Source organism: Neolewinella xylanilytica (assembly GCF_002934605.1).
Lineage (GTDB): Bacteria > Bacteroidota > Bacteroidia > Chitinophagales > Saprospiraceae > Neolewinella > Neolewinella xylanilytica.
In genome coordinates this window covers 591,468-614,934 of the sequence record NZ_PTJC01000005.1, presented here as the reverse complement: position 1 = coordinate 614,934, position 23,467 = coordinate 591,468, and the positions used below count along the sequence as shown (strand labels likewise).

Here is a 23,467-nt window from a genome sequence, read left to right as displayed (position 1 = left end):
GCGTCAGGCGAGGATTTTAATGTCGTAGCTCATTTCGTAGGTCTCGTTGGGGCCCAACTTGATGATCCCTTCCTTGTCGGCGAATTTTCCGCTCCCCTCCGCCGCGTCCGCCAAGCCGATCCACGGTTCGATACACACGAAATCACCATGGGGCTTCGCCCAGATGCCGAGGTGGGTCCAGCCGGCGTAGTCCAGTTTAAGCACCGGACCCTTGTGGCGGCTTTCCAGGATTACGCTTCGGGATTTGAGATCTTTGAATACCAGGGCATCCTCCTCGAAAAGGTCGTGGGTCAGGGGCAGTACGGTGCCCCCTTCCGTCCAGGGCACGCCGCGGGTTCCCGCACCGATCGTTCCCTGCTCGGTGACCTCGTAGCTGCGGCTATCTTCGGCGTGCTCGAAGCGGAGAACGTAATCCTCGTACCGGTCTCCCTCGAAAAAGGGAACCCGGAAGGCAGGGTGACCGCCGAGGTGAAACAGCATCGGCTCGTCGCCCGTGTTCATCACCTCGTGGTAAATGATCAGATGCTCGTTGCGGAGACGGAAGGTGATACGGAAGTCAAAGGGATAGGGATACTGGGCCAGGGTGTCGTCGTCGCTGCAGAGACGAAAGACGATGCGGTCTTCTAACTTGGAGAAGAATTCCAGCTTCTCGCTACCCCGCACGATGCCGTGCTTCGGAATGTGGTAGGTCGTACCGTTTATTTCGGTTTTTTCGTCCTTCAGCTTCCCGATGATCGGAAACAGGACGGGTGCGTAACTGGGCCACACCTCCGGGTCGCCCGACCACATGTATTCGCGGCCGGTGCCCAGATGGACCAGGCTTTTCAGCTCCGCGCCGGTCGATTGTATCTTTATGCGGAGCTGGTCGTTTTGCAGGCTGAAGTCCATTGGAAAGTTTGATAAATTAATCCCGTTCCCGGTTCCGATACGGGTGCACAAAGTAACCAATTCTTGACCGGCTTGCTTCCGCTTCGCACGATTCTAATTTTGTTCTGCGCCCTCCGCCTAGCGGTTGGTTCGGCTCAGGAGGCGTTGCGGCTTTCCCCTGACCCGGGTTTTTACGCCGCGGCGGTGGAGGTTTCTTTGGGCGCCGGAAGCGCGGGAGCCATCCACTTCACTACCGACGGTTCGCGACCCACTCAACGATCCTCCCGGTACCGGGGCACGACGATAAAACTGGACCGTTCGGCGGTGATCCGGGCGGTTCGCTTTGAAAACGGGGAAGCAATAGCGACGGCCGGCGGAACCTACCTGATCGACGAGCCGGACAGCGAGCTGCTCACCGTCTCTTTGGGCATCGATCCAGGGCGACTCTTCCACCGCCGCAACGGGTGGTTCGTGGAAGGTGACGACCCCGACGACCCGAATTGGAATACCCACCGGGAGCACCCGGCCCAAATCGACATCTTCGAATCCGACGGAACACGGGTCCACGCCGGAATTATGGGTTTTCGGATGTTTGGCGGCGCCAGCCGGAGTCACCCCCAGAAATCTTTCTCCCTTTCCGGAAGGGAATCCTACGGCAACAAGCGGATCGATTACCCCCTTTTCGGAGCCGACGGCGAACAGGATTTTCGGTTTGTCGTGCTACGCAACGGCGGGTCCGACTGGGGAAGAAGCTTTCTTCGTGATGCCCTGCTGACGGGCCTGCTTCGCGACCGGAGCTGGACGCTGGACGTACAGGACGCCCGGCCCGCCCAGGTGTACATTAACGGCCAGTATTGGGGGATCTACCACCTCCGGGAAAAGATCAATCCGCGTTTCCTCGAAGATCACCACCCCGGCGTGGACAAAGACTCCCTCAGCCTTTTGGAGCACGAGGAATCCGTTAAACATGGTCGCGGTAACGAATACGGTGCATTACGGTCCTTCATCCGGACAGCCGACCTGCGCGATCCCGCCGCGTACGCCCGGCTCGGCGAAATGATGGACATCGATAATTTCCAACAATTACAGATCGCCCAGACCTACTTCGACAATCACGACGCCGGCGGGAATATCCGTTACTGGCGCCCCGACGGTCCGAACGAACGGTTTCGCTGGATCCTCTACGACGTAGACCAGGGTTTCGGCCTCCACCAATCCGACGGATGGCTGAACAACACCCTGAAATTATACACCGCGGACGACGGTCCCGCCTGGCCCAATCCACCCTGGAGTACCCTGTTTCACCGAAAGCTACTCGCCAACGAGGGGTATCGCCGCCACTTCGTCAATCGTAGCCTGGACTATCTCCACACCGACTTCAGCACCGAGGCCGTGACGGAAAGAATCGAAAGTACCGTATCGGCGATCGGGAACGAGATGCCCCGCCAGCTGGCCCGCTGGGATCTCCGACCACAGACCTGGACGTATCACATCGACCAGCTACGCCGCTTTGCGTTGTACCGCCCGCAGCACCTTCGCGAGCAGTATCGCGAGTACTTCAACGGCGGAGAAGATCGTACCGTTTCCCTTTCCGCTTCCCTCGGAGGTTTCGTGGTGCTGAACGAGAATATGCAGGTGGGAACGGACGGACTGAAAGGCAGTTACTTCGCTAATTTCCCCCTTACGGTCCGGGCCGTTCCCGAGCCCGGTTTTCGGTTCACCGGCTGGGAGGAGTCCGGAGCGGAGGGAGATAGCCTGACGCTGGACCTGACGGAAAACCGGCCCTACCGCCTGACGGCCACCTTCGAGGCGGCGCGCCACCCCGCCGCCGATCAGCTCGTCATCAACGAGATTTGTGCGAAAAGCAGCGGGGCCGACGATTGGCTCGAGTTGTACAACCGGGGCGAGCAGTCCATTGACCTTACGGGCTGGTTCCTGGTCGACGGTAGCGGTAAACGCTTCGTCCTTCCAAAGGCGGTCGTAGCACCGGGCAATTACCTGGTAGTCTGTAAGGACCGGCGAAAGTTTGCCCGGGCCCACCCCGAGGTTCGGGATTACGTCGGAGAATTACCCTTTGGCCTGAATAAATCCGAAGACCGGGTCGGCCTGTACGCTGCCGACGGTGCTTACGTGAATGCCCTATCCTACCGCCTGGTGGAAACGGCCGATTCTTCCTTCACCTACGCGCTTGCCCTCCCCGGACTGGACAATACCCGCCACCGCAATTGGGTGCAGGAAGCCGGCAACGGTACCCCCGGCCGGGCCAATCCGGGTCACTTGCAGACCATCATCATGTCCAGCCAGCGTTTTTGGGTCCGGATAGGAATCGGACTGGCCGTTCTCCTGGTAGTCGGCGTAGTGCGCACCCTGCACGGCGAAGCTTGAACGCGGGCGGTCCCTATCTTGCGGGATGAAACAAAGCGACGTCATTTACGGACGCCATCCGGTGCTGGAGGCGCTGGCCGCCGGCCAACCCGTAGACAAGATCTATCTGCAGCAGGGAACGCGGGGCGAATTCGAAAAGGAACTGCGCCAGGCCTGTAAGCTGCACGACGTGCCGATGACGATCGTACCCCAGGCAAAACTGCAACGGATGGTCCGGGGCAACCATCAGGGCGTAGTAGCGCAAATCGCCGCGGCCGCCTACCAGAAGGTGGAGGACCTGCTGCCGTTGATCTACGAGGGCGGCGAAACCCCGTTGCTCATATTACTGGACGGCGTGACCGACGTGCGTAACCTCGGGGCGATCGCCCGTAGCGCGGAGGTTTGTGGCGCCCACACCCTCATCATCCCCCAAAAAAACAGTGCAGGACTGACCGCCGACGCGGTAAAGAGCAGCGCCGGCGCCCTCAGCCGCTTGCCGGTTTGCCGGGAAAAGAGCCTGGTCAATACGGTGGAATTCCTCCGGATGAGTGGCGTTAAGGTGATTGCCAGCGACCTGGCCGCGGAATCCTACCTGGAGGACATATCGCTCACGGGACCGCTATGCATCGTTATGGGGTCCGAAGATGAAGGGATCAGCCAGGGAGTAGCCAAAGCTGCCGACCAGACCTTCCGCATTCCGCAGGCAGGTACGCTGAACAGCTTCAACGTCTCGGTGGCGGCCGGTATCCTGCTCTTCGAAGCCATGAAGGCACGATTGCTTGGTTAGGGTTGGCGAGCGGTTGCGGGAGTCGTATATTTACACCAAATTGTTTTAAACGAACGGATGGTTCCATCGGCTTCCAAGGCGGGGCTGCTCGACCGGGGCATTGCCAACTTGCCAGGTATCGGACCGGCCAAGGCGGAATTGCTGGGCAAGGAACTCATGATCTTCACCCTGGGAGATCTGCTGTACAGCTACCCCTTCCGGTACGTCGACCGGACACAGTTTCACCGTATTATCGACATCATGCCCGACCAGGGGAACGTCCAGGTAAAGGGTAAACTGGTAAACCTGGTCGTCAAGGGAGAAAACCGCAAAAAACGGCTGGTCGGCCGACTCCGCGACGATAGCGGGGCGGCCCTGGAGCTCGTCTGGTTCCGCGGCGTCAATTACCTGGACCGCACCTTTAAAATTGGTGAGGAATACGTGTGCTACGGTACCGTCCAGGAATTTAACGGTCGCCTGAGTATCGCCCACCCGGAAATGGAACTCGCCAACACGGGGCAATCCGAAGCGGCCGCGACCTTCGAGCCGGTGTACGCCAGCACCGAAAAACTGAATAAACGCGGATTAGATACCCGCGGCCGAAGAAAAATGATCCGGGGGATCCTCGATCGGTTGTCCGAAGCCGATCTTCCCGAGATGCTCCCGGCGTATCTGGTTCAGGAACTGCGGCTGATCAGCCATTCGGCCGCGGTCCGGACCATTCACCTGCCGGGCAGTCAGGCGGAGCTGGACGCGGCGCGGCGACGGCTCAAGTTCGAGGAACTATTCCTGCTACAGATGCGGCTGATCCAGTTAAAGGTGAACCGGGAAGCCAAAGTGGCGGGCTACACCTTCGATCAGATCGGCGACCGCTTCAATCGCTTTTTCCACGACCATTTACCGTTCCAACTCACGGGCGCCCAAAAGCGGGTGCTGCGGGAAATTCGGCAGGACCTGGGGCGCGGGATTCAAATGAACCGGCTGTTACAGGGTGATGTAGGTTCGGGCAAAACCATGGTGGGCCTGATGACGATGCTGATGGCCCTCGATAACGGTTTTCAGGCCTGTATGATGGCTCCGACGGAAATCCTCGCGTTTCAGCACTACGAATCCATCCGCGCGTATTTGGAGGGAATGGACCTTACCGTTGCTTTCCTTTCCGGCAACGTGAAGGGCCGGGCCAGACGCGCCATCCTGGAAGCGCTTGCTGAGGGCTGCATCGATATCCTCATTGGCACCCACGCCCTGATCGAACCGCCGGTCGTATTCAAAAATCTCGGGCTGGCCATCATTGACGAACAGCATCGCTTCGGGGTCAAGCAACGTGCCAAACTCTGGAAGAAGAACCTGCCCTACCCCCCCCACGTGTTGGTCATGACGGCCACGCCAATACCCCGGACCCTCGCCATGACGGCCTACGGCGACTTGGACGTCAGCATTATCGACGAGCTCCCTCCGGGCCGCACCCCGATCAAGACCGTTCACTTTACGGAACATCGCCGGGAACGGGTATTCGGCCGGATCCGGGAGGAAATCGACAAGGGTAGGCAGGCTTATATCGTCTATCCGCTAATCGAGGAAAACGAAAAACTCGACCTGCTGGCCTTGGAAGAAGCTTACGACGAGATGTTGCATAAGTTCCCCCGGCCGGCGTACCAGATCAGCGTGGTACACGGTAAGATGAAGCCGGAAGACAAAGACTACGAGATGGCCCGTTTTAAAAACGGGGAAACTCAGATCATGATGGCCACGACGGTCATCGAAGTCGGCGTGAACGTTCCCAACGCCACGATCATGGTCGTAGTGCATACCGAGCGCTTCGGCCTCAGCCAGCTGCACCAGCTTCGGGGTCGGGTCGGGCGGGGAGCCGCGGAAAGTTATTGCATTCTGCTATCGAGCGTCAAACTCAGCAAGGAGAGCCGGCAGCGCATCAACACCATGGTCGAAACTACCGACGGCTTTAAAATCGCGGAAGCGGATCTGAAATTACGCGGCCCCGGCATGATCGATGGTACCCAGCAGAGCGGGATTTTACAAATGCGCATCGCCGACCTGGCGCAGGACGGGCGCATTCTTGCCGTTGCCCGGGAACGGGCGAAGGACCTCCTGCAACGCGATCCCAACCTCCGGCTCGAGGAACACCTCCTGCTCCGCAGCTACCTGGACCGTCACTTCAGTACCGTCAAGGGCTGGAGCCTGATTTCATAAAAAAGCGGCCCGGGAAGTTTATTCCCGGGCCGCTTGGCTTCCATAAGACCTGTCTACCGCAGTTTGATGAACTTTCGAACCAACTGGCGGTCTTTTGCGACGATGCGCAGGTGATAGGTGCCCATCGGAAGTTGGGAGACATCCAGTTGCGTTGACAACAGGTCACCTTCCTTATCGAATTCGAGGTCACGTACCAGGCGTCCGCTGATATCCAGGATCATCACGTTCACCCGACCGCTTCCTTCACTTTGGAAACGGAGGCTCAGTTCCGTCTCAACGGGGTTCGGGAAGATCTCCAGCGTCGCTTCACTACCGAAAGATTTCGATTCCGCATCGGCGGTACTTCCTCTTTCGCTTTCCGGTTCGGCACCGGTGAAGTTGCTGCTACAATTCACGGCTGCTCCACCCAGTCCCGCGGGTACCCCCTTAGATTGGGAGAGAACGATTTTATCCAGTAGCGTATAAGCGCTTCGGTTGGCGATACGGATCGTATGCTCCCCTGCCGCCAGCGCAAAACTCAAGTCGGAACCGTCGTTGTTGACTTTCACCCACTGGAATCCATCCGTGGAGATTGCGGCACCTCCTACTATTTTGGAGAAGTTGATCCACGGAGAGGCATCGACCTGTACCCAGAAGCTGTTGCTGGAGCTTCTCCATGCATTCATGCGTAAATACAGGTGATACGTTCCGTCGTCAGCGATATCCACGGTGGTAGCAATCTGGGAGCCGGGACTGGTAGCCGTAGGGGCCTCGTAGCGACTCAGCCCCTGGAATCCGATGTACTTCCCATTGGATACCACGGTACTCTCATCGATAGTCCATCCGCTGCTAAGCGTAGCGCATTCCGCTTCCAACCAATAGTTGCCGTCGAATTCGACCACCGGGTCGTCGCATGCGTCCCCAATTCCGTCACGGTCCGTATCCAGTTGATCCGGGTTGTAGACGTTCGGGCAATTGTCGGAAGAGTTGGTCACGTAGCCTTCGGGTTGCGTACAGCTGAAGACGTATTCATGGCGGCTGCCGTATCCGTCATTGTCCGCATCCCGGTAGTAGGCCTGCTGATAAATTACCGCCGGGTTGAGGGGCTGGCAATCAAAAGCGTCTTCCCGACCGTCGTTATCATCGTCCGGGTCACAAATGTCTCCCAGTCCGTCCCCATCCGTATCGGTGAGGTCCGAACTGTTTACACTCGGGCAGTTGTCATCGGCGTTGGCCACGTAGCCGGCCGGTGCGCTACAGGCTTGTAGCGGTGCCCCCGGGTCTCCGTATCCATCGCCGTCCGCGTCCGCGTAGAACGTTTGCAATTCCTGCGATGGGTTAGCGGTATCCGGACAGTTGTCTACTTCGTCCGGTACCCCGTCACCATCACGGTCCGCCATATTCAGCGTGCCTACCGCGATTCTAAGCGTATCGCTACCGGAGGCACCACTGTTATCGGTAACGGTAAGAACGACCGTGTACACCCCTTCTTCCAGGGTTACCGTGGTCGTTGCGCCCGTAGCGCTTCCACCTGTCCAAGTCCATTGATACGTAACAATGGTACCATCTCCATCCCTAGATCCGCTTCCATCCAGTTGAACCGTAAGCGGAGCTATACCGGAACCCGGTGTAGCGGTTGCCACGGCGACCGGCAAGGTATTAATTTGAGCACCCCCACAAGTAAAGTCAGGACTACCCATTCCGGATGGCATATCCGAACGCTTGTCAAGATGGATTTTATCAAGATGGGCACCGGCTTCCCGGTAGGCGAAGTCGACGGTGTTACGTCCCTCCTGGAGCGTAACCGGGCTACCGGACACCCGATTCCAAACATAGGTGCCGTAAGCGGAGAAACGGTTCCATTTGACCCATGAACCCCCGTTCACCCGTACCCAGTATGAATCCTTGCCGACATCACGACCGTTGACACGTGCGGATAAGTGATAATCACCTGCTTCGGCACCTTCCACGACAAAGCGCGCGTAGTTGCTAGGGTCGTCAGCCGGGGCTGTCCGGGTAGAACTTCCTCCGCGGTAAACGATGGCATAAGCATTCGAAGCATTTGCGTCCACCTTACGCGTCCAGTATCCACCAAACTCAGCACATTCCGCTTCGAAGGTGAAGACATTTTTCAAAGGACCGCTGCTTTCACAGGCATCGCCGATACCGTCACCGTCCGCATCCGTTTGTTCCGGGTTGAAGGTGGCGGGGCAGTTGTCGGTGTTGTCGGTCACGTAACCATCCGGTTGCTCACAGGCTACCAGAGAGTCATTCGGATCACCGAATCCATCCTCGTCGGCATCGGCGTAGTAGGTCGTACCGGCCGCGCCAACCAGGGGATCCGAGGGATCGCAGTCGTCCGCGTTCGGCACGCCGTCGCCGTCGATGTCGTCGTCGCAGGCATCGCCCGTTCCGTCACCGTCGGTGTCGGTTTGATCACCGTTGCTCGTTTCCGGACAGTTATCCTCAGCATCGATCACGCCGTCACCGTCGGCATCGCTGGCGGGAGGCGTCACGGTGACGGTCACCACGTCGCTGTTCGTAGCTCCGTCGTCATCGGTGACCGTTAGGGTCACGGCGTGGACCCCTTCGGTGAAGGTGGCTTCCGCCTGCGCCGTAGCGGCCGAACCGCCGTCCCAGCTCCACAGGTAATTTACCAGCTCGCCGTCAACGTCGCTCGATCCACTTCCGTCCAGTTGGACCGCCAACGGAGCGGTACCGCTGGTGGGCGTAGCCATAGCCACGGCGGTCGGGGGCTGATTCACCTCCGAGCCGGTACATGCTACATCCCTGTCACCCATGCCGCTTGGCAGGGTACTGTCCAGATCCAGATGGATTTTATCCAAACGGGCTTTATTCTCCCGGTAGGCAAAATCGACCGTGTTGTATCCGGCCGTCAGCGTAAAGGGACTACCCGCCGCTACGTCCCAGGTATACTGGTTGTAGGCATTGAAGGTATTCCACTGCTGCCACGACCCTCCGTTCACCCGTACCCAGTACGAGTCACTTCCGGTTCCCGTAGCGTAAACCCGGGCAAAGAGGTGATACGCTCCGGCTACTGCGTTCGGTACTTCAAACCGCACGTAGTTTTGAGCTGCATCCGCGGGAGGAGCAGAGACCGACCGGGTTCCGTTGTAAACCGCGTAGGTGCCGTTCGAGGCATTGTTGTCGGTTTGTAATACCCAGTTTCCACCCACCGCGGCACATTCCGCTTCGAACGTAAAGGTGGTTTCCAACGGGCCGAGGTCGTCACAGGCATCACCGACACCGTCACCGTCCGCATCCGTTTGTTCCGGGTTGAAGGTGGCGGGGCAGTTGTCGGTGTTGTCGGTCACGTAACCATCCGGCTGCTCACAGGCTACCAGGGAGTCGTTCGGATCACCGAATCCATCCTCGTCGGCATCGGCGTAGTAGGTCGTACCGGCCGCGCCAACCAGGGGATCCGAGGGATCGCAATCGTCCGCGTTCGGCACGCCGTCGCCGTCGATGTCGTCGTCACAAAGGTCACCGGTTCCATCGCCATCCAGATCGGATTGATCTGGGTTGGCTACGGTAGGACAGTTGTCCTCGACATCGGGCACACCATCGGTATCCGAGTCCACCTGAGGAGCGGATACCCGTACGCTTAATGTATCCTGACCGACGGCATCGTCGTCATCGGTTACCGTAAGTACGATTTGGTATTCACCTACCGAAAGCGTAGCGGAGGCTGTTGCGCCCGTAGCTGAGCCACCTTCCCACGACCAGGCGTAAGAAACGATGGTACCGTCCGAGTCGGTAGACTGCTCGCCGTTCAATTGTACGGTAAGCGGTGCTTCGCCAACAAGCGGAGTTCCTTCAGCAATTGCAACCGGAGCTTCGTTCACCGGCACTGTCGTACAGGCGTCACCCGTTCCGTCGCCGTTCGTATCCGTTTGGTCCGGATTAAAGGTAGCGGGGCAGTTGTCGGTGTTATCGGTCACATAGCCATCGGGCTGCTCGCAGGCAACCAGGGAATCCGTCGCATCACCGAATCCGTCGCCGTCGACATCGGCGTAGTATGCCGTAGTGGCCGCACCAACCAGCGGATCGGCAGGGTCACAGTCGTCTGCATTCGCTACCCCGTCTCCGTCGATGTCATCGTCACAAAGGTCACCGATTCCGTCGCCGTCGAGATCGGACTGATCGGGATTGGCTACGGTAGGACAATTATCCTCGGCATCGGTTACCCCGTCGTTGTCCGTGTCTACGCTAGGGGCGATCACCCGAACGCTCACCGTATCCCGACCGACGGCATCGTCGTCATCGGTTACCGTAAGTACGATTTGGTACTCACCTACCGGAAGCGTAGCCGAAGTGGTGGCACCAGTGGCCGAACCGCCCGCCCACGACCAGGCGTAGGAAACGATAGTACCATCAGAATCGGTAGACTGCTCGCCGCTCAGTTGTACGGTAAGTGGCGCTTCGCCAACGAGTGGCGTGCCTTCAGCAACCGCAACCGGAGCTTCGTTCACACCTACCGTCGTACAAGCGTCACCAACGCCGTCGCCATCTGAATCAGATTGATCCGGATTAAAGGTGGCGGGACAGTTGTCCGTATTATCCGTAACGTAACCATTCGGTTGCTGGCAGTCCTGAATCGATTCGGCGGGGTCACCGAAGCCATCCCCGTCTCTGTCTGCGAAATAGGTAGTAATCGCTTGACTAGGGTTGGCAAAATCCGGACAGTTGTCTTCCGTATCCTGAATTCCATCACCGTCACTGTCGACTCCTTCCTGCAAGGAGCGTATGATAATGGTATCCCGGCCCGTGGCTCCACCATTATCGGTTACCGTCAGCGTTACCGAGTAAGTACCGGCGGGGAAGCTCTGGGACGTGATTCTTCCGGTTGCTGATCCGCCTGCCCAGTTCCATTGGTAGGAAACAATGGATCCATCCGCATCGGATGATCTGCTGGCATTCAGGTCGACCCGCACCGGTGCGGGTCCGCTTAGCGGAGTCGCATCTGCAATGGCAACCGGCGGAATATTGAGGGGAGGATTAACGGTAACCTGTACGATATCCGTTGAGGCACTTCCGCTGTTGTCGGTAATCGTGAGGGTTATCGCATAGGTTCCTTCTTCTTCCAGGACAATTTGCGGCGCTGGGCCCGTAATGGTATTACCGTCATAGGACCACTGGTAAGCTTCAATGGTGCCATCGTTGTCGTAGGAAGCCGTTGCGTCCAACTGAACGTTCAGCGGAGCGGGTCCGGAGAGGGGAGTTGCCGCCGCGACCGCCACGGGACGCTGGTTGCCACCTTCGGCGCAGGTAGGATCCTGTTCACCAAATTCAGTTGGCAGGGCCCCATCGTAATCAAGGTGAATTTTATCCAGCTTCGCTCCGTTTTCGCGGTGAGCAACGTCGAGGGTATTGAATCCCTCGCGGAAGGCAAACGGACTGTTCGCCACTTCATTCCAGTGGAACTGGTTATCGATGATAATTCCCGATTTCCATTCCAGCCAGTTTCCGTCGTTAATACGAATCCAGTAAGAATCGTCCGCGGAGGTGGCGGCCGCTACGCGAGCAAACATATGGTACCTGCCCATACGCATGTTTTGCATAACGAACCGAATGCGGTTGTCAGGCACGTCCGATGGCGGACCGGACATGATTTCTTCAGCGCTGACCACGTAGGCGGTTCCGGAAGCCGTACTGTCGGTTCTGATCCGCCAGTTTCCACCTACCTGGGCACATTCTGCTTCCAACCAAAATTCATTGATCCCGATGATCGAAGCGTCGCAGACGTCTCCAATACCATCGTTATCGGTGTCCAACTGATTGGGGTTGGTCATGTCCGGACAGTTGTCCGTATTGTCAACCACGTAGTTCATGGGCGGACTACACGCGACGATACTATCGGTTGGATCGCCGAAACCGTCGTTGTCGAAGTCAGCATAATACACCCGCCCCTCGCTCCGTGTAGGATCAAGCGGGTAGCAGTCCTCACTATCGGGGACACCGTCGTTATCGTCGTCGGGATCGCAGACATCACCTTGTCCATCACCGTCGGTATCCGTCAGGTTAGACGAAGTTCGGTTTGGACAGTTGTCGAGAGCATTACTAACGTATCTGGCTGGTGCTTCACAGGCCAGGATCGTGTTGTTTGGATCGCCGTAGCCATCGTTATCAAAATCGGCGTAGAAAATAGATTGCTCCTGTCCCGGGTTAAAGAAGTTAGGGCAGTTGTCCTCAACATCGCGGATACCATCACCATCGGTGTCGGTATCGTTGTACTGTACCGTCACGTTAACGACGTCGGTGGCTACCGCCCCGTCGTCATCGGTTACGGTAAGGCTGATGGCGTACGAACCTTCGTTCAGTACGGCTTGCGGAAAGGCTCCTACTGCGGATCCACCATTTTTCCACTTCCAGTCATAGCTGATAATAATGCCATCCGAATCCGATGAATTGCTGCCATCGAGGCTTACCGTCAAGGGATCCAAGCCGACGATCGGGCTAGCTTCAGCGACGGCGTTAGGCGCATCATTAGGGAGGTTGCCACAGTTTGTAGCGATTTCCCCAACTCCTTCCGGTACACCGGGCGTCGTACTTACGTACAGCTTGTCGAGGTAGGTACCGTCTTCCCGGTATGCGATGTCAATCGTATTATCTCCATCCAGCAGTACGTACTGGCTATTGGTTTCCTGCTCGAGCAAGAACTCATACCACTTGAAAATGCCGTCAGGAGAGATACCACTGTTCCACCTTACCCACGGCCCATCGTTCACCCGTGTGTAGAAAGAATCGTCGTTCGGGCTGGGGGCAAGAATTCTGGCATAGATGTAGTAGGTGCCGGGTTGGACGCCTTTAAAATTGAACCGAACCCGGTTAGCCGGAATATCCGCCGGAACCTGGTTTGTCGAGGAGCCGTTATCGAATACCACGTACTGACCGTTGGAAGCGCCGGGATTGGTGACCGTCCGCCAACCGGATCCTACCAGTGCACATTCCGCTTCCAGCCAGAAATCGGTTTTACCTACAACGGAGGGGTCACAGGTATTGCCTATGCCGTCACCATCGCTGTCCATTTGATCTGCGTTCGCAACTTCCGGACAGTTGTCCGATCCATCGATTACGTAGTCTTGCGGAGCGGTGCAGGCGGTAATGCTGTTGTTGGGGTCGCCGTATCCATCTCCATCGAAATCGGCGTAGTAGACCGTTAGCCGGCCTTCGCTACTATTGTATGGATTACAGTCTTCCTCATTCGGGACCCCGTCATTATCGATGTCGTCGTCACAGATGTCACCTATGCCGTCTCCATCCGTATCGGTTATATCGTTGGAGGTCGTCTCCGGACAGTTGTCCAGGCGGTTCTCCACGTAACCGGGGGGCGCGGTACAGTTTTCTACGAAAACGTTCGGGTCTCCGAGTCCGTCATTATCGGCATCGGCGTAGAAGGTCGGCAGTAGCTGAGCCGGATTATAGATCAGGGGGCATACATCCTCTTCGTTCGGTACGCCGTCTCCATCGTCGTCACCACCCAGGGCAAGCACCTGTAGCGGTAAGGTAGCGGAACCAGTTTCGCCCCTATCGTCGGTGACGGTGAGGGTAACTTCGTACTCGCCAAGGGCGAACGTCTCCCGCACCGGATTACCGGTGGCGAAGCCGCTCCCCCAGTTCCATTCATATTCCGTGATGTACCCATCTAAATCGATCGACTCCGATGCGTCCATCCGCACCTCGAGGGGAGCTACCCCTACGTCGGGCCGCAAATTACCGATTGCAATGGGAGCCTGGTTCGGCGGGGGAGTACAGTTGATGGACTCTCCTCCGAGACCATTCGGCTTGATGCCGTCCAGAGCGAGATAGAGCTTGTCCAAACGGGCGTTCGATTCCCGGAAAAGAATGTCGATGACGTTTTGTCCGTCAACCAACTCCATCGGACTACCGACGGCTTCAATCCAACCGAATTGTCCGTACGGGAATCCCTGGTACCACCGTTTCCATTCGCCACCGTTGATGCGGATCCAGAAAGAGTCGTCGGCGACGCTTTCGGCAAATACCCGGCCATACAGCCGGTAAGTACCGGACTGGACATTGTCGACCGTGTACCGCAGGCGGTTCTTTTCAATATCCTCGGGCGGACTGTTTAATGACGGCGGCCCCTGGTAGAAAACCACTACTCCGTTGGACGCCGAATCGATCTGCATGGTGGACCAGTTAAAGCCGACCTCGCCACACTCTGCCTCCAACCAAAAGATACTGGTACCGGCCGCCGAGCCATCGCACACGTCACCAAAACCATCCCCGTCACTGTCTATTTGGCTCGGGTTAGCGGTATAAGGACAGTTGTCTGTGTTGTCAATGACGTAATTAGCGGGAGCCAGGGCACAGGTAACCAGGGAATCCATCGGATCCCCAAAGCCGTCATTATCAAAGTCAGCGTAGTATACGCGCGCTCTTCCGACTTGTGGATTTAACGGTTCGCAGTCTTCCAAATCGGGAACACCGTCGTTATCGTCATCCGGATCGCAACTGTTCCCCAGGCCGTCGTTGTCCGTATCCGTTAGGTTAGTACTATTAACCGTAGGGCAATTGTCGCGTCCGTTGGTTACGTAACCCGGCGGCGGCACGCAGGACAATAGTGTCTGGTTCGGATCACCGTATCCATCTCGGTCAATATCTGCATAGTATACGGTAGGGGACTGTATGGATACGGTTAGTTGAGAAACGTCGAAGGGACAGTTATCTTCTCCTCCTACGGTATAGGCGTAGGTAACCGTTCCCGTGTTTGCCCGGGGGGTGAAAAGGTCCGGAACGGTAGCTCCGTTCAGCGACCAGGTTCCTCCGGCCTGGGGGTTTCCACCCAATTGCACGAGGCGGTCAAACAAACTGAAGGGAGCTTCCGCACCGCATACCGTTATTGAACCATCGTTTCCAGCACTGGCGAGGGAGTTGTCTTCGTCGATCGTTACGGAAACGATTCGCTTGCAATTTCCGGAACTGGTTGCCTCCACGCGGTATACACCTGGCTCATCCACCGTAATGGTGGCGGAATTACCGATCAACTGATTCGATAAATTATACCAGGCATACGTAACCTCGCTGGTAGAGGTTGCCCGCAGTTCAATACTACCGACCGTGCAGCTTAACGTTGTAAAGGGCGCTTCAATCCGCAGGTCGGCTGGCTGCTGACCTACTAGCACTTCGACGGTTTCTTCGATGGGGCAATCACCGGCCGTGGAGGCCAGCGTATAGGTGCCGGGAAGGGAAACGACCGGGTTTTGCACGTTCGACCGAAAGCCTTCCGGCCCCCTCCACAAGTACGCCCCACCCGTAACGTTTCCACTCAGGCGTACGGTTTGGGTAGTGCAGTCGAGCACCTTGGGCAGACCGTCCACATTCGCATTCACCAGGCAGTCAATATCCGTTTCGTTGACTTGAATGGTGAAAGGATCCGAAACCGTTAGCAGGTTGTAATCGGTGGCCGTTACGACAACATCGTAGTCGTTATTCGCCTGTGAAACGCCTGCCGCGATCGTGAACGTCCCGGTTAGCGAATCGAGGGCGATCCAGTTTGGCAGCGGGCTTCCTCCGGCCAGCGTAGCCGAATAGGTCAGCCGGTTGCCGGGATACCCGCGGTCGAAAAAGGTCGATACATCGTACAAACGGGGTTGAAGGACGTCAACCGTAAGGTTGGCAACGTCAGCAACCGTAGGTACCGGCTGCGGCCGGATATTGGTCAGGTATATGACGTTGTCCTGCCAGTCACAATTACCATTGCCCGGGACATCGCAGCCAGAGCCGATGATATCCATGACACCGAAGTATTCATTAGGGATCACGTTGCCCTCGCGGTCGAGGGCTTTGTATACCCTCACGGCAAGTTGGGAATTCACGTTATCCCCGTAAAGATCTCCGCCGCGGGAACTATAGCGGTCCATCTGAATCCAGAACGGTTCGGAAATTACCGATGTAGTTCCACCGGCGATGTTCGGCGATGGATTGAACGTTTCCGGCAGTACGGTTTGGAACCATAGCGGACCGTGTCCGACGCTCGGGCCTACCGCTTTTTCGCCGGAGGCGTCGAGTAAGCGGTGGCGATTCGACCCCCGGGCGTGGAATGCGCCAAAATTCACCATCACGACTTCTTCAGACGGGTCGGCCTGCACGAAGTACTCGCTGTAAATCAGGTCGCCATATTTCCCCGCATTGATGTCGGCATCGCTGGGGAAGGTAGAATTGGGACTTAAAATATAACTGCCGTCGCTATTTTTTCCCATTTCCGTTCCGAAGCCATAAACCTCGAACAGCTGTTGCAGGCTGGGTTCGTTACTACCCTCCGGGGCAACCATGTAAACACCGCTCAGATGGATTTCCTGATCGATGGCATTGTCGGCGTTAGAGGAAATAATTAATTCCTCTTCTATTATTCTGCGATATGGCGGCTCGTCCACCACGAAGTTCAACTCAACGTCCACGTAACTTCCGGGTTGCACCGCGTAGCCGGTCGCCGGAATGTCAATGCCCGTTACCGTATAGTAATCCGTATCCGTAGTGGTAATGGCGCGAATGATCAACGGAGAGACTCCATCATTATAAATTCGAGCAGTATTCTGCAACCGGGTCACTGTCGTATCTCCCCGGAAATTCAGCGGCCGCTCGATTTTGGTAAAGCTGAACCAATCCTCTGCCGGCCAACCACGGTCTAATCCGCGAATTCGGGTGAGGTTCTCTACCCGCATGCTGGCGCCGGTGAAGGGGATGAGGTCAAAGGATCGGAGCCTGCTCCCGGAATTACCAAGCGCGTCGGTCGCGGAAACCTCGATGATGTTGCTGGTGAAAGATTGACCCGCTGGAATAACTACGGTGAACGGTTCGTTATAAGCTACTGGCGCTTCTCCGTTAAGGGAATAAGTTAACGCGTCAATGCCCCCGCTACCGGACTTATCCGCAGCAGAAAGTGATACCAATACCTCGCCGTAGTAAGCACCCTGGTCGTTTTGGTTTCCACGCAGATTAATAGAAATGGCCGGCTCGAAGGAGCTGCTATCGACGGGGACGATATCCACGTAGATGATCTTGGTATTCCCCAAAGTGGGCGCACCAACGTCATCCAGCGTCAGCCTGCCGTCATTCACCCGGACGGTGTCGAGCCCGACCGCGAATTTGGAGTCGACGGCTGGAATGAAGTTGTCGATCAGCACCGAGTCTTCCGCTCGGATGGTATGCAAGCTATTAAACGCAATCGGATCGCCGGCTGCTAGCTCAATCCGGTAAAGTCCGTTTGGCAGTTCAATCTCCCAATCGTGCGGATTGTTCTGCCCCAACATGTCCAAATGGTTGTAGGAGCGTAACAATTTCTCCGCATCGGTGCTAAGGTTGGACAACCCACGTTCGTCACCGCGGGCCCCCGTGATATTACTGGATGGTCGACGGGTCGCCGGATTAATCCAGCCGTAGGTATAACCGTTACCCCGCCGTCCGTAGGCTTCTCCAATGTCAGCCAGGTAACCTCCCGGAGGCGTAAAGGAGTCGTCCTGAAAATTAATTTTGATGGTTCCTTCCGCATCCGGTTGATTTACGGTAACCGTAACGTTCAATACGGAAGACTGAAACCCGGAAGCAATTGCCGTCACTTCCGCTTCGTAAACGCCAAACGTGAGCTGAGAGGCGTCAACCCGTACGTCGATCAGTTCGCCGTACGTGTAACTTCCTGGCAATACGAGCCAGGGGGCGCTACTGGATAGCTGAACGGCGTCGGAATCGATGTCGGTGTTTGCTTCCAAAGCAACCGTATAGGGGCTCGACAATTTTCCTTCCGTAGCCACTACATCAATCGATGGCGGTAGAAAGGACAGGGCAGGCTCGGGGGCAATGTAGGCCCTGGCATTCGTGATCACGATCAGATAATCCTGGTAATCACCGTTTTCGGCCTCCTCGAAACCAATAACGTAGCTATTGGGCACCAGCCTTCCGTCACGATCACGGGCGGGGTAAACGCGTGCACGATGTTCTACCCCACCGGTATTTAATTCGTCTTCGGTGTAGAGTACACCGGAGCTACCTCCCGGATTAACGTATAGTCCAAACCCGTTTTTGGTATTGACCGTAAACTGGTTGGCACCAGTAACCCGGGGGGGGAATAGGGTTTGTGCCGCGGCAAGGCCATCGGCCAAAGTCCCAAGTTGGTTAAGCGTGATTTCTCCGTTGCGTTTCGTGTAGTACCCGTAAGGCACGACACCGGCCGGAGCATAACGTGCCACTACCTGGATACCTACCGGTCCGGCACCGGCCGCTTCGAAAATAGGTTCCTGTACCTCTTGCCCGCGCACGGGAATAGAAACGTCGTCACTCAACGTGGTCCATCCGACATCGATGCCGATTCCAAGCGTGTTGACCACGTCCTGTAGGGGTGGCTCGGCGCCTCCCTCCAGTCCCCACTTTTTGAGGCCGTGGAGGCCCAGATTGAACTGGTTACCTTCTGAATTAGTCGAGAAAGTCAGGCTTGCCTCCTGGTAACCCCGATCGCTTTCGGTATTGTTATTGGGGGGGTCGAAAGTGACACTGTAAGTCTGGGACGCATCGGGGGCGAGCGTGAGCACACCGGGACCGATGAAGGAATAATTCTTCGCGTAAGGTCCGTCAATCCTTACACCGGAAATCTCCAAGACGGCATTCCCCGTGTTCGTGATAACGACCTGTTTGGTCTGGGATTGGGGGCCACCCGTGCGTTCGGAAACCTCGAAAATCATCTCCTCCGGGACGGCGGTTATTTCGGGGGCCAGTATGAGGGAAGCTGGATCCACGTTACGCACGACCACGACGATATCCTGGTAATCGAAACCACTCGTATGTTCTTCAAAGGCCAACACGAACGTATTGTCCTGCCCCGGAATCTCATAGACCCGGACATGGTGCGGGGTAGCGGCGTCAAATGTGTTTAACCCGTCTTCCAGGAAAACCTGGCGATCTGCGAAAGACGGCCACCGGCTGTAAAAACCAAACACCTCAGCAGTTGGGTTGAACTCGGTAGCGCCGGAAATGGTGGGAGTGAGTGTTTGTCCGTTGCTGGCGGGCACGTTGCCTACCGTAAATAACTCTTCGGTGGAAGTGCTAATTCCACTTTCGTACCATCCGAAGCCCGTAACGGGATTCTTGTCCACCGGACCGTACACGCCAAGCACCTCGACCGTAACCGGGCCGTCGGTGGCCCGCCGGAAATACTGGATTCCGGCTTCGTCACCGAGCAGGTCGTTGTAGTCTTTTCCGCTTGGAAGATCGATGCGGTTGGTCGAGGGGTTGCCGTCGGCAATGTCGATCTCGTACCCGTAGGTATCGATAATTTGCTGCAGGGAAGGTTCATTGGACCCGCCTGTTCCCTTTTTCCCTAGCCCCCGGATTTCAATCTGCGCGGAAACCGGTGAGTTAGATCCAGCAACCGTAAGAGTAGCCACTTTCGGGCCTTCGGTGGTAGGATTGAAGGTGACGAAGATGGAGACGGCCTTGTTGGGATCGAGTGTACCCGGAATGGATGACGTATTCACCGAAAATTGACCCGCATCGGGGCCCGATAGGCTTGCTACCGGATTGATCAAGGCAGCATTACCGGCGTTGACGAGAAAGACCGTTTGGGGATTTTCCGCCACTCCGTCCGCAATTCCTTCGGTAATCAGGGTAGGCGAAGGAATTAATTGTACAATGGGCTCGGGAGAGCTTTGATCGCTGGGTTTCAGCAGTACGATGGATTGACGGGCGAAGTCAGACACGTATAGGTTCCCGTTGTTTGGATCTTCGGTAAGGTCAAGCGGGTCGCCGAAGTCCTTGAAACCGGGGATACCCAGCTTGGTGGTCAGGATATCACCGTTAGGACCGTTCGGTACCAGGGCCATAATATCGCTACCGTTGGAATACCGGCAAACCAGAATGGCTCCCTTAAGCTTGCCGCCCTCCGCATCGCTTTTGTAGACGATCGCTCCGTTGGGCGACTTGCTATATCCAAAATCGTAAGCGATTCCACGATAGTTCGGATCGGGAGCCACGTTGTTGCCGTAACCGGAAACGTCCACCGGGCCCCGGTTCAGGACGTACTCTCCGCGAATCGGATTGGGGTGACCGAAATAGCCGACGTCTCGAGTCGGATCGACCCGAAAGAGAAAATCTCGCTGGGTATTGTTGCTAAAGGTGGCCGGCACCGGTGGGAACTTCCCACTCGGGTCGCTATGGTTGTAGTAGTTTCCATTCACCCGACGCGTCCCGTCTACGGAGGCGGGAGTATTGCTACCGCCGGCCGTACCGTTGGTCGGAATGTAGAGCTGGCCGTTTGTATGCCAAACCAGATCGTAGGCATTCCGGATACCGGTGGCGAAAATGGTCAGCGGAGCTTCGGTGTAATACGGGTTATAGGTACCATCGTCGGGGAAGGACTGGTCGGATTCGAAGTACGTTCCGTTTCCGTCACCGAGGGTGGGGGAATTGGTATCGACGTTGTTGATCGCCTCCTGATCCATGGTCGTTTTCGCATTCAACGGCCACTTCGATTCCGGCAGCTTATCTAGGTCCATCCGCAGGGTCGCTGCCGATAGCAGGCGTTCCTTACGGAAGCCCCAAGAGCCGTCGGGTTCGCCACCGGCCGTGTTGCTGCCTACGTTGAAGTAGAATGCACGGGGGTTCGTGGGGTCGAACACGATGCCGTTGATGAGGTGATCCCGGCGCGACCGGGGCAAATTGGTGATCACCAGTTTTTCGGTGCCTAAATTAGGTCCGGAGAGTTGGCTGATCTTACCATTCCAGGGCGGACCGTTGTTAAGCACCCCGTCGGCATGGCTTACGTACGCAATAAGGTTGTTTGCGTCGGAGCCCGGTTCAAAAACGAGACCGATAGCGGCGCGGCTACCGTAAACATCTTCGAGCGTGGTGATCGTTTCCATATCCACCAGCGCGCCGCTCTCCTCCTGAATGCTCCACCGATCGATCGTACCGGTGATGCGTAGGCCGTAGAGCTTTCCGTCCGGACCGATCGTGAGGGAAGAGTAACCATGACCGGTGGCTACATCACCGACGCGGGTAAACGAGACGTCGTCCAGGGCTCCACTGGCGCCGGTGTCATCGGCGGCCGTAGTGAAAACGGCCTCAAACCGCTCAAAGGCTGCTCCGGTGAGATCCGTCACCCCGTCGATCACGAAACGATAGGTCGTATTCGGCTCAAGGGGAATGGATGGCGTAAGGTTGATCGCATCACCTCCCCCACTACCATTAACGGTCGAAGGAATTTCAATGCCATCCGCAAAGCGGAAGAGTTTGACCGTCTGCTGGGTGATCGTCAGGTTATCGATACCGAAGATGCCGTTATCACCGTTGGGCAAGTACAGTTCGTTGGCCGAAATGGAAGTCGTAAGCGACACGTTGTCCTCGCCGTTGGCGGGGATACTGCCGGTGATGGTCGGGATTCCACTCTTGTCGCTCACGGTTGCCGTGACGGTTAGCTCGTCCGTAACGTACCCATTCGCCGTGGCAGTGATCCGGGTACTGTATTGTCCGACCGGAATGCCGGATTTTATGGCAAATTGCAGTTCGCCGAGACGGGGATTGGCGGGCAGCGTAAGCCAGCTGCTACTGGTGGGATTGCTCGAAATGGCTATGTTGGGGGTGGTGCCGTCGTTGGTCCGTAGGTCTACCGTAAAAGACTTTCCGGTTTGGGCTTTCGCCAAGTCGAAGTTGACCTGATCGGGTGACCACACCAAGCCAGGGGTATAATCCTCGACCGATACCGAGAATTCATCGAAGGAGAAACTGATGGCTTCGTTGATGGCGGCGCGGCGGTGGGTGGTATAAATTCCGGCAAACGACAAGTTATCCGTACTGTTATCGCCGTCGTGGTCGATCCCCCCCTGTAGCGAAGCGGGAAGTGGCAGAAAACCACCCTGGCTGTTTACTACCTGCAGTTCGTTTTCTCCATCGATCGAATAATAAGCGCTAACCCGATCAAACACCGGGTCCAGTTCCAATCGCAGTTGAATGGAGGTCTTGTTGGTCTGAAAGCTATTCGAGAAGATTTCGGAAGTAATTACCCGGTTGGGATCCGCTGGATCCAGCGACTCAACGAGTAGTTGCACCCGCTGGGAGTTGTCGGTGACCTTCACCAGCGCCACGTGCACGTACTGGTCCTCGTCCAGCCCGAACCAGATACCCGCTTGCTGGTCTGCCGAGGTGGCACTACCCGCGAAATCCGGTTGAGCCAGGTCGACTGCTACGTTGTACACACTTCCGGGGGCGATGAAACCTACTCCCAAGGCGTTCACCTGGTTGTTGGTGGTCGTCGTACCTACCGGCATCAGGTAGCGGGTTCCCTTGGTGCTGGTGACGACCAGACGGCCTGCGGTAACGTCCAGCAGATCCGATTCGAAACCGGGGATATCGGCATTGGAGGGCTCCGAAGGAAACTCATTGAAAGAAGGGGCTTCCACCATGGTGAAGCCGGTAAAATCACCGTTCCGATCGCCTAGTCCGCCGCCGTTACCATTGAACGACAACGTTACGGGCAAGGACACACCGATCTCACTACAATCCAGTGAACTGATCGGCGCGCAGACAGCCGCCGGGATGGGGTACGCGGTATGGCCTTCGGGGGAAGTGGTGCTACCTAGAAGCTGGGTGATAAGCAGGAGCGGAAGGGCTACCGCCAAACGTAAAGTGTTGTTCATTAGTGCTGTTTTCGTACCACACATAGCAGGGACCTAGGTGCGGAGCAAAATTGGTGTCAAAACGCGTGGCCCAATCGGGGCCTCTATAAATGCTAAATCAAACTACCGGCGAATGGGTCTATGCTTTCCGAGTGTAGAAAAGTTACCCGCGAAAGGGTAAGTTGCCGGGTGTATTCAAGGTGATATAAAATATACGCGGCAAAGATCACACTTAGATTGGTTGCATAGCCGATGCAGGTGTATTTTATAATTCCGAATACGTTTACGTCGCCCATCAGACCGTTTATGGGAATGCCCCTCCAAGAGGGAATCCAAGGCGCCGTTTCGATATTCAATGCAGGAAAATTTGGGTGCCGTTACAGTGGAACGAAATTTTTTCGTAGGGTCCGCCACAACGATGAAGAAGGATAAAGGAGAACGCGCCGTCAAAAGAGAGCGTATGGTTAGAACGGGCCGTGCACGATAAGGTTCTACCGCATCCGGGGTACGAACGTTAAGAAGCGCGGCACAGCAGAAGAACGGCCCAAGCGGTTCCAGCCCTAAAAAGGTCGCCTGCTGGTTTTCGCGGGCTTTTACCGGCAATCCGAGGCTCCCTTCGTTTCCGTTACCGCCCTGGCAC

Annotated in this window: 5 protein-coding genes; 3 read left to right on the top strand and 2 right to left on the bottom strand. The window is 56.6% G+C overall.

All coding sequences use genetic code 11. The features are described 5' to 3' along the window. Positions 1–3: 3 nt before the first annotated feature. A complete protein-coding gene (locus CLV84_RS02395) occupies positions 4–888 on the bottom strand; it encodes an aldose 1-epimerase family protein (protein WP_104418137.1) in 885 nt (294 codons plus the stop codon). A gap of 72 nt (positions 889–960) precedes the next feature. Between CLV84_RS02395 and CLV84_RS02390 the strand changes: the two genes are divergently transcribed. From CLV84_RS02390 to recG, 3 genes are read left to right on the top strand one after another with little or no spacing between them, the layout of a single operon-like run. Then, positions 961–3,252, top strand: coding sequence for a CotH kinase family protein (locus CLV84_RS02390; protein WP_146088678.1), 2,292 nt, complete (start codon positions 961–963; stop codon positions 3,250–3,252). 25 nt (positions 3,253–3,277) lie between these two features. Next, on the top strand, positions 3,278–4,018 hold the full coding sequence (gene rlmB, locus CLV84_RS02385; RefSeq protein ID WP_104418135.1) for a 23S rRNA (guanosine(2251)-2'-O)-methyltransferase RlmB: 741 nt from the start codon (positions 3,278–3,280) through the stop codon (positions 4,016–4,018). 57 nt (positions 4,019–4,075) lie between these two features. Continuing rightward, positions 4,076–6,205 carry an ATP-dependent DNA helicase RecG gene (recG, locus tag CLV84_RS02380; RefSeq protein WP_104418134.1) on the top strand — a complete coding sequence of 710 codons (2,130 nt, stop codon included), beginning with the start codon at positions 4,076–4,078 and terminating at the stop codon, positions 6,203–6,205. A gap of 53 nt (positions 6,206–6,258) precedes the next feature. On the opposite strand, the gene CLV84_RS21945 is transcribed toward recG, so the two are convergent. Continuing rightward, positions 6,259–22,848 (bottom strand): PKD domain-containing protein, encoded by a 16,590-nt coding sequence (locus tag CLV84_RS21945; protein WP_211295138.1) that lies wholly within the window; start codon positions 22,846–22,848, stop codon positions 6,259–6,261. Positions 22,849–23,467 lie beyond the last annotated feature (619 nt).

What these genes read in the sequence shown, in the direction of transcription:
- rlmB (WP_104418135.1), top strand. Translation starts at nt 3,278, where the DNA reads ATGAAACAAAGCGACGTCATTTACGGACGCCATCCGGTGCTGGAGGCG.
- CLV84_RS21945 (WP_211295138.1), bottom strand. Translation starts at nt 22,848, where the DNA reads ATGAACAACACTTTACGTTTGGCGGTAGCCCTTCCGCTCCTGCTTATC.
- recG (WP_104418134.1), top strand. Translation starts at nt 4,076, where the DNA reads ATGGTTCCATCGGCTTCCAAGGCGGGGCTGCTCGACCGGGGCATTGCC.
- CLV84_RS02395 (WP_104418137.1), bottom strand. Translation starts at nt 888, where the DNA reads ATGGACTTCAGCCTGCAAAACGACCAGCTCCGCATAAAGATACAATCG.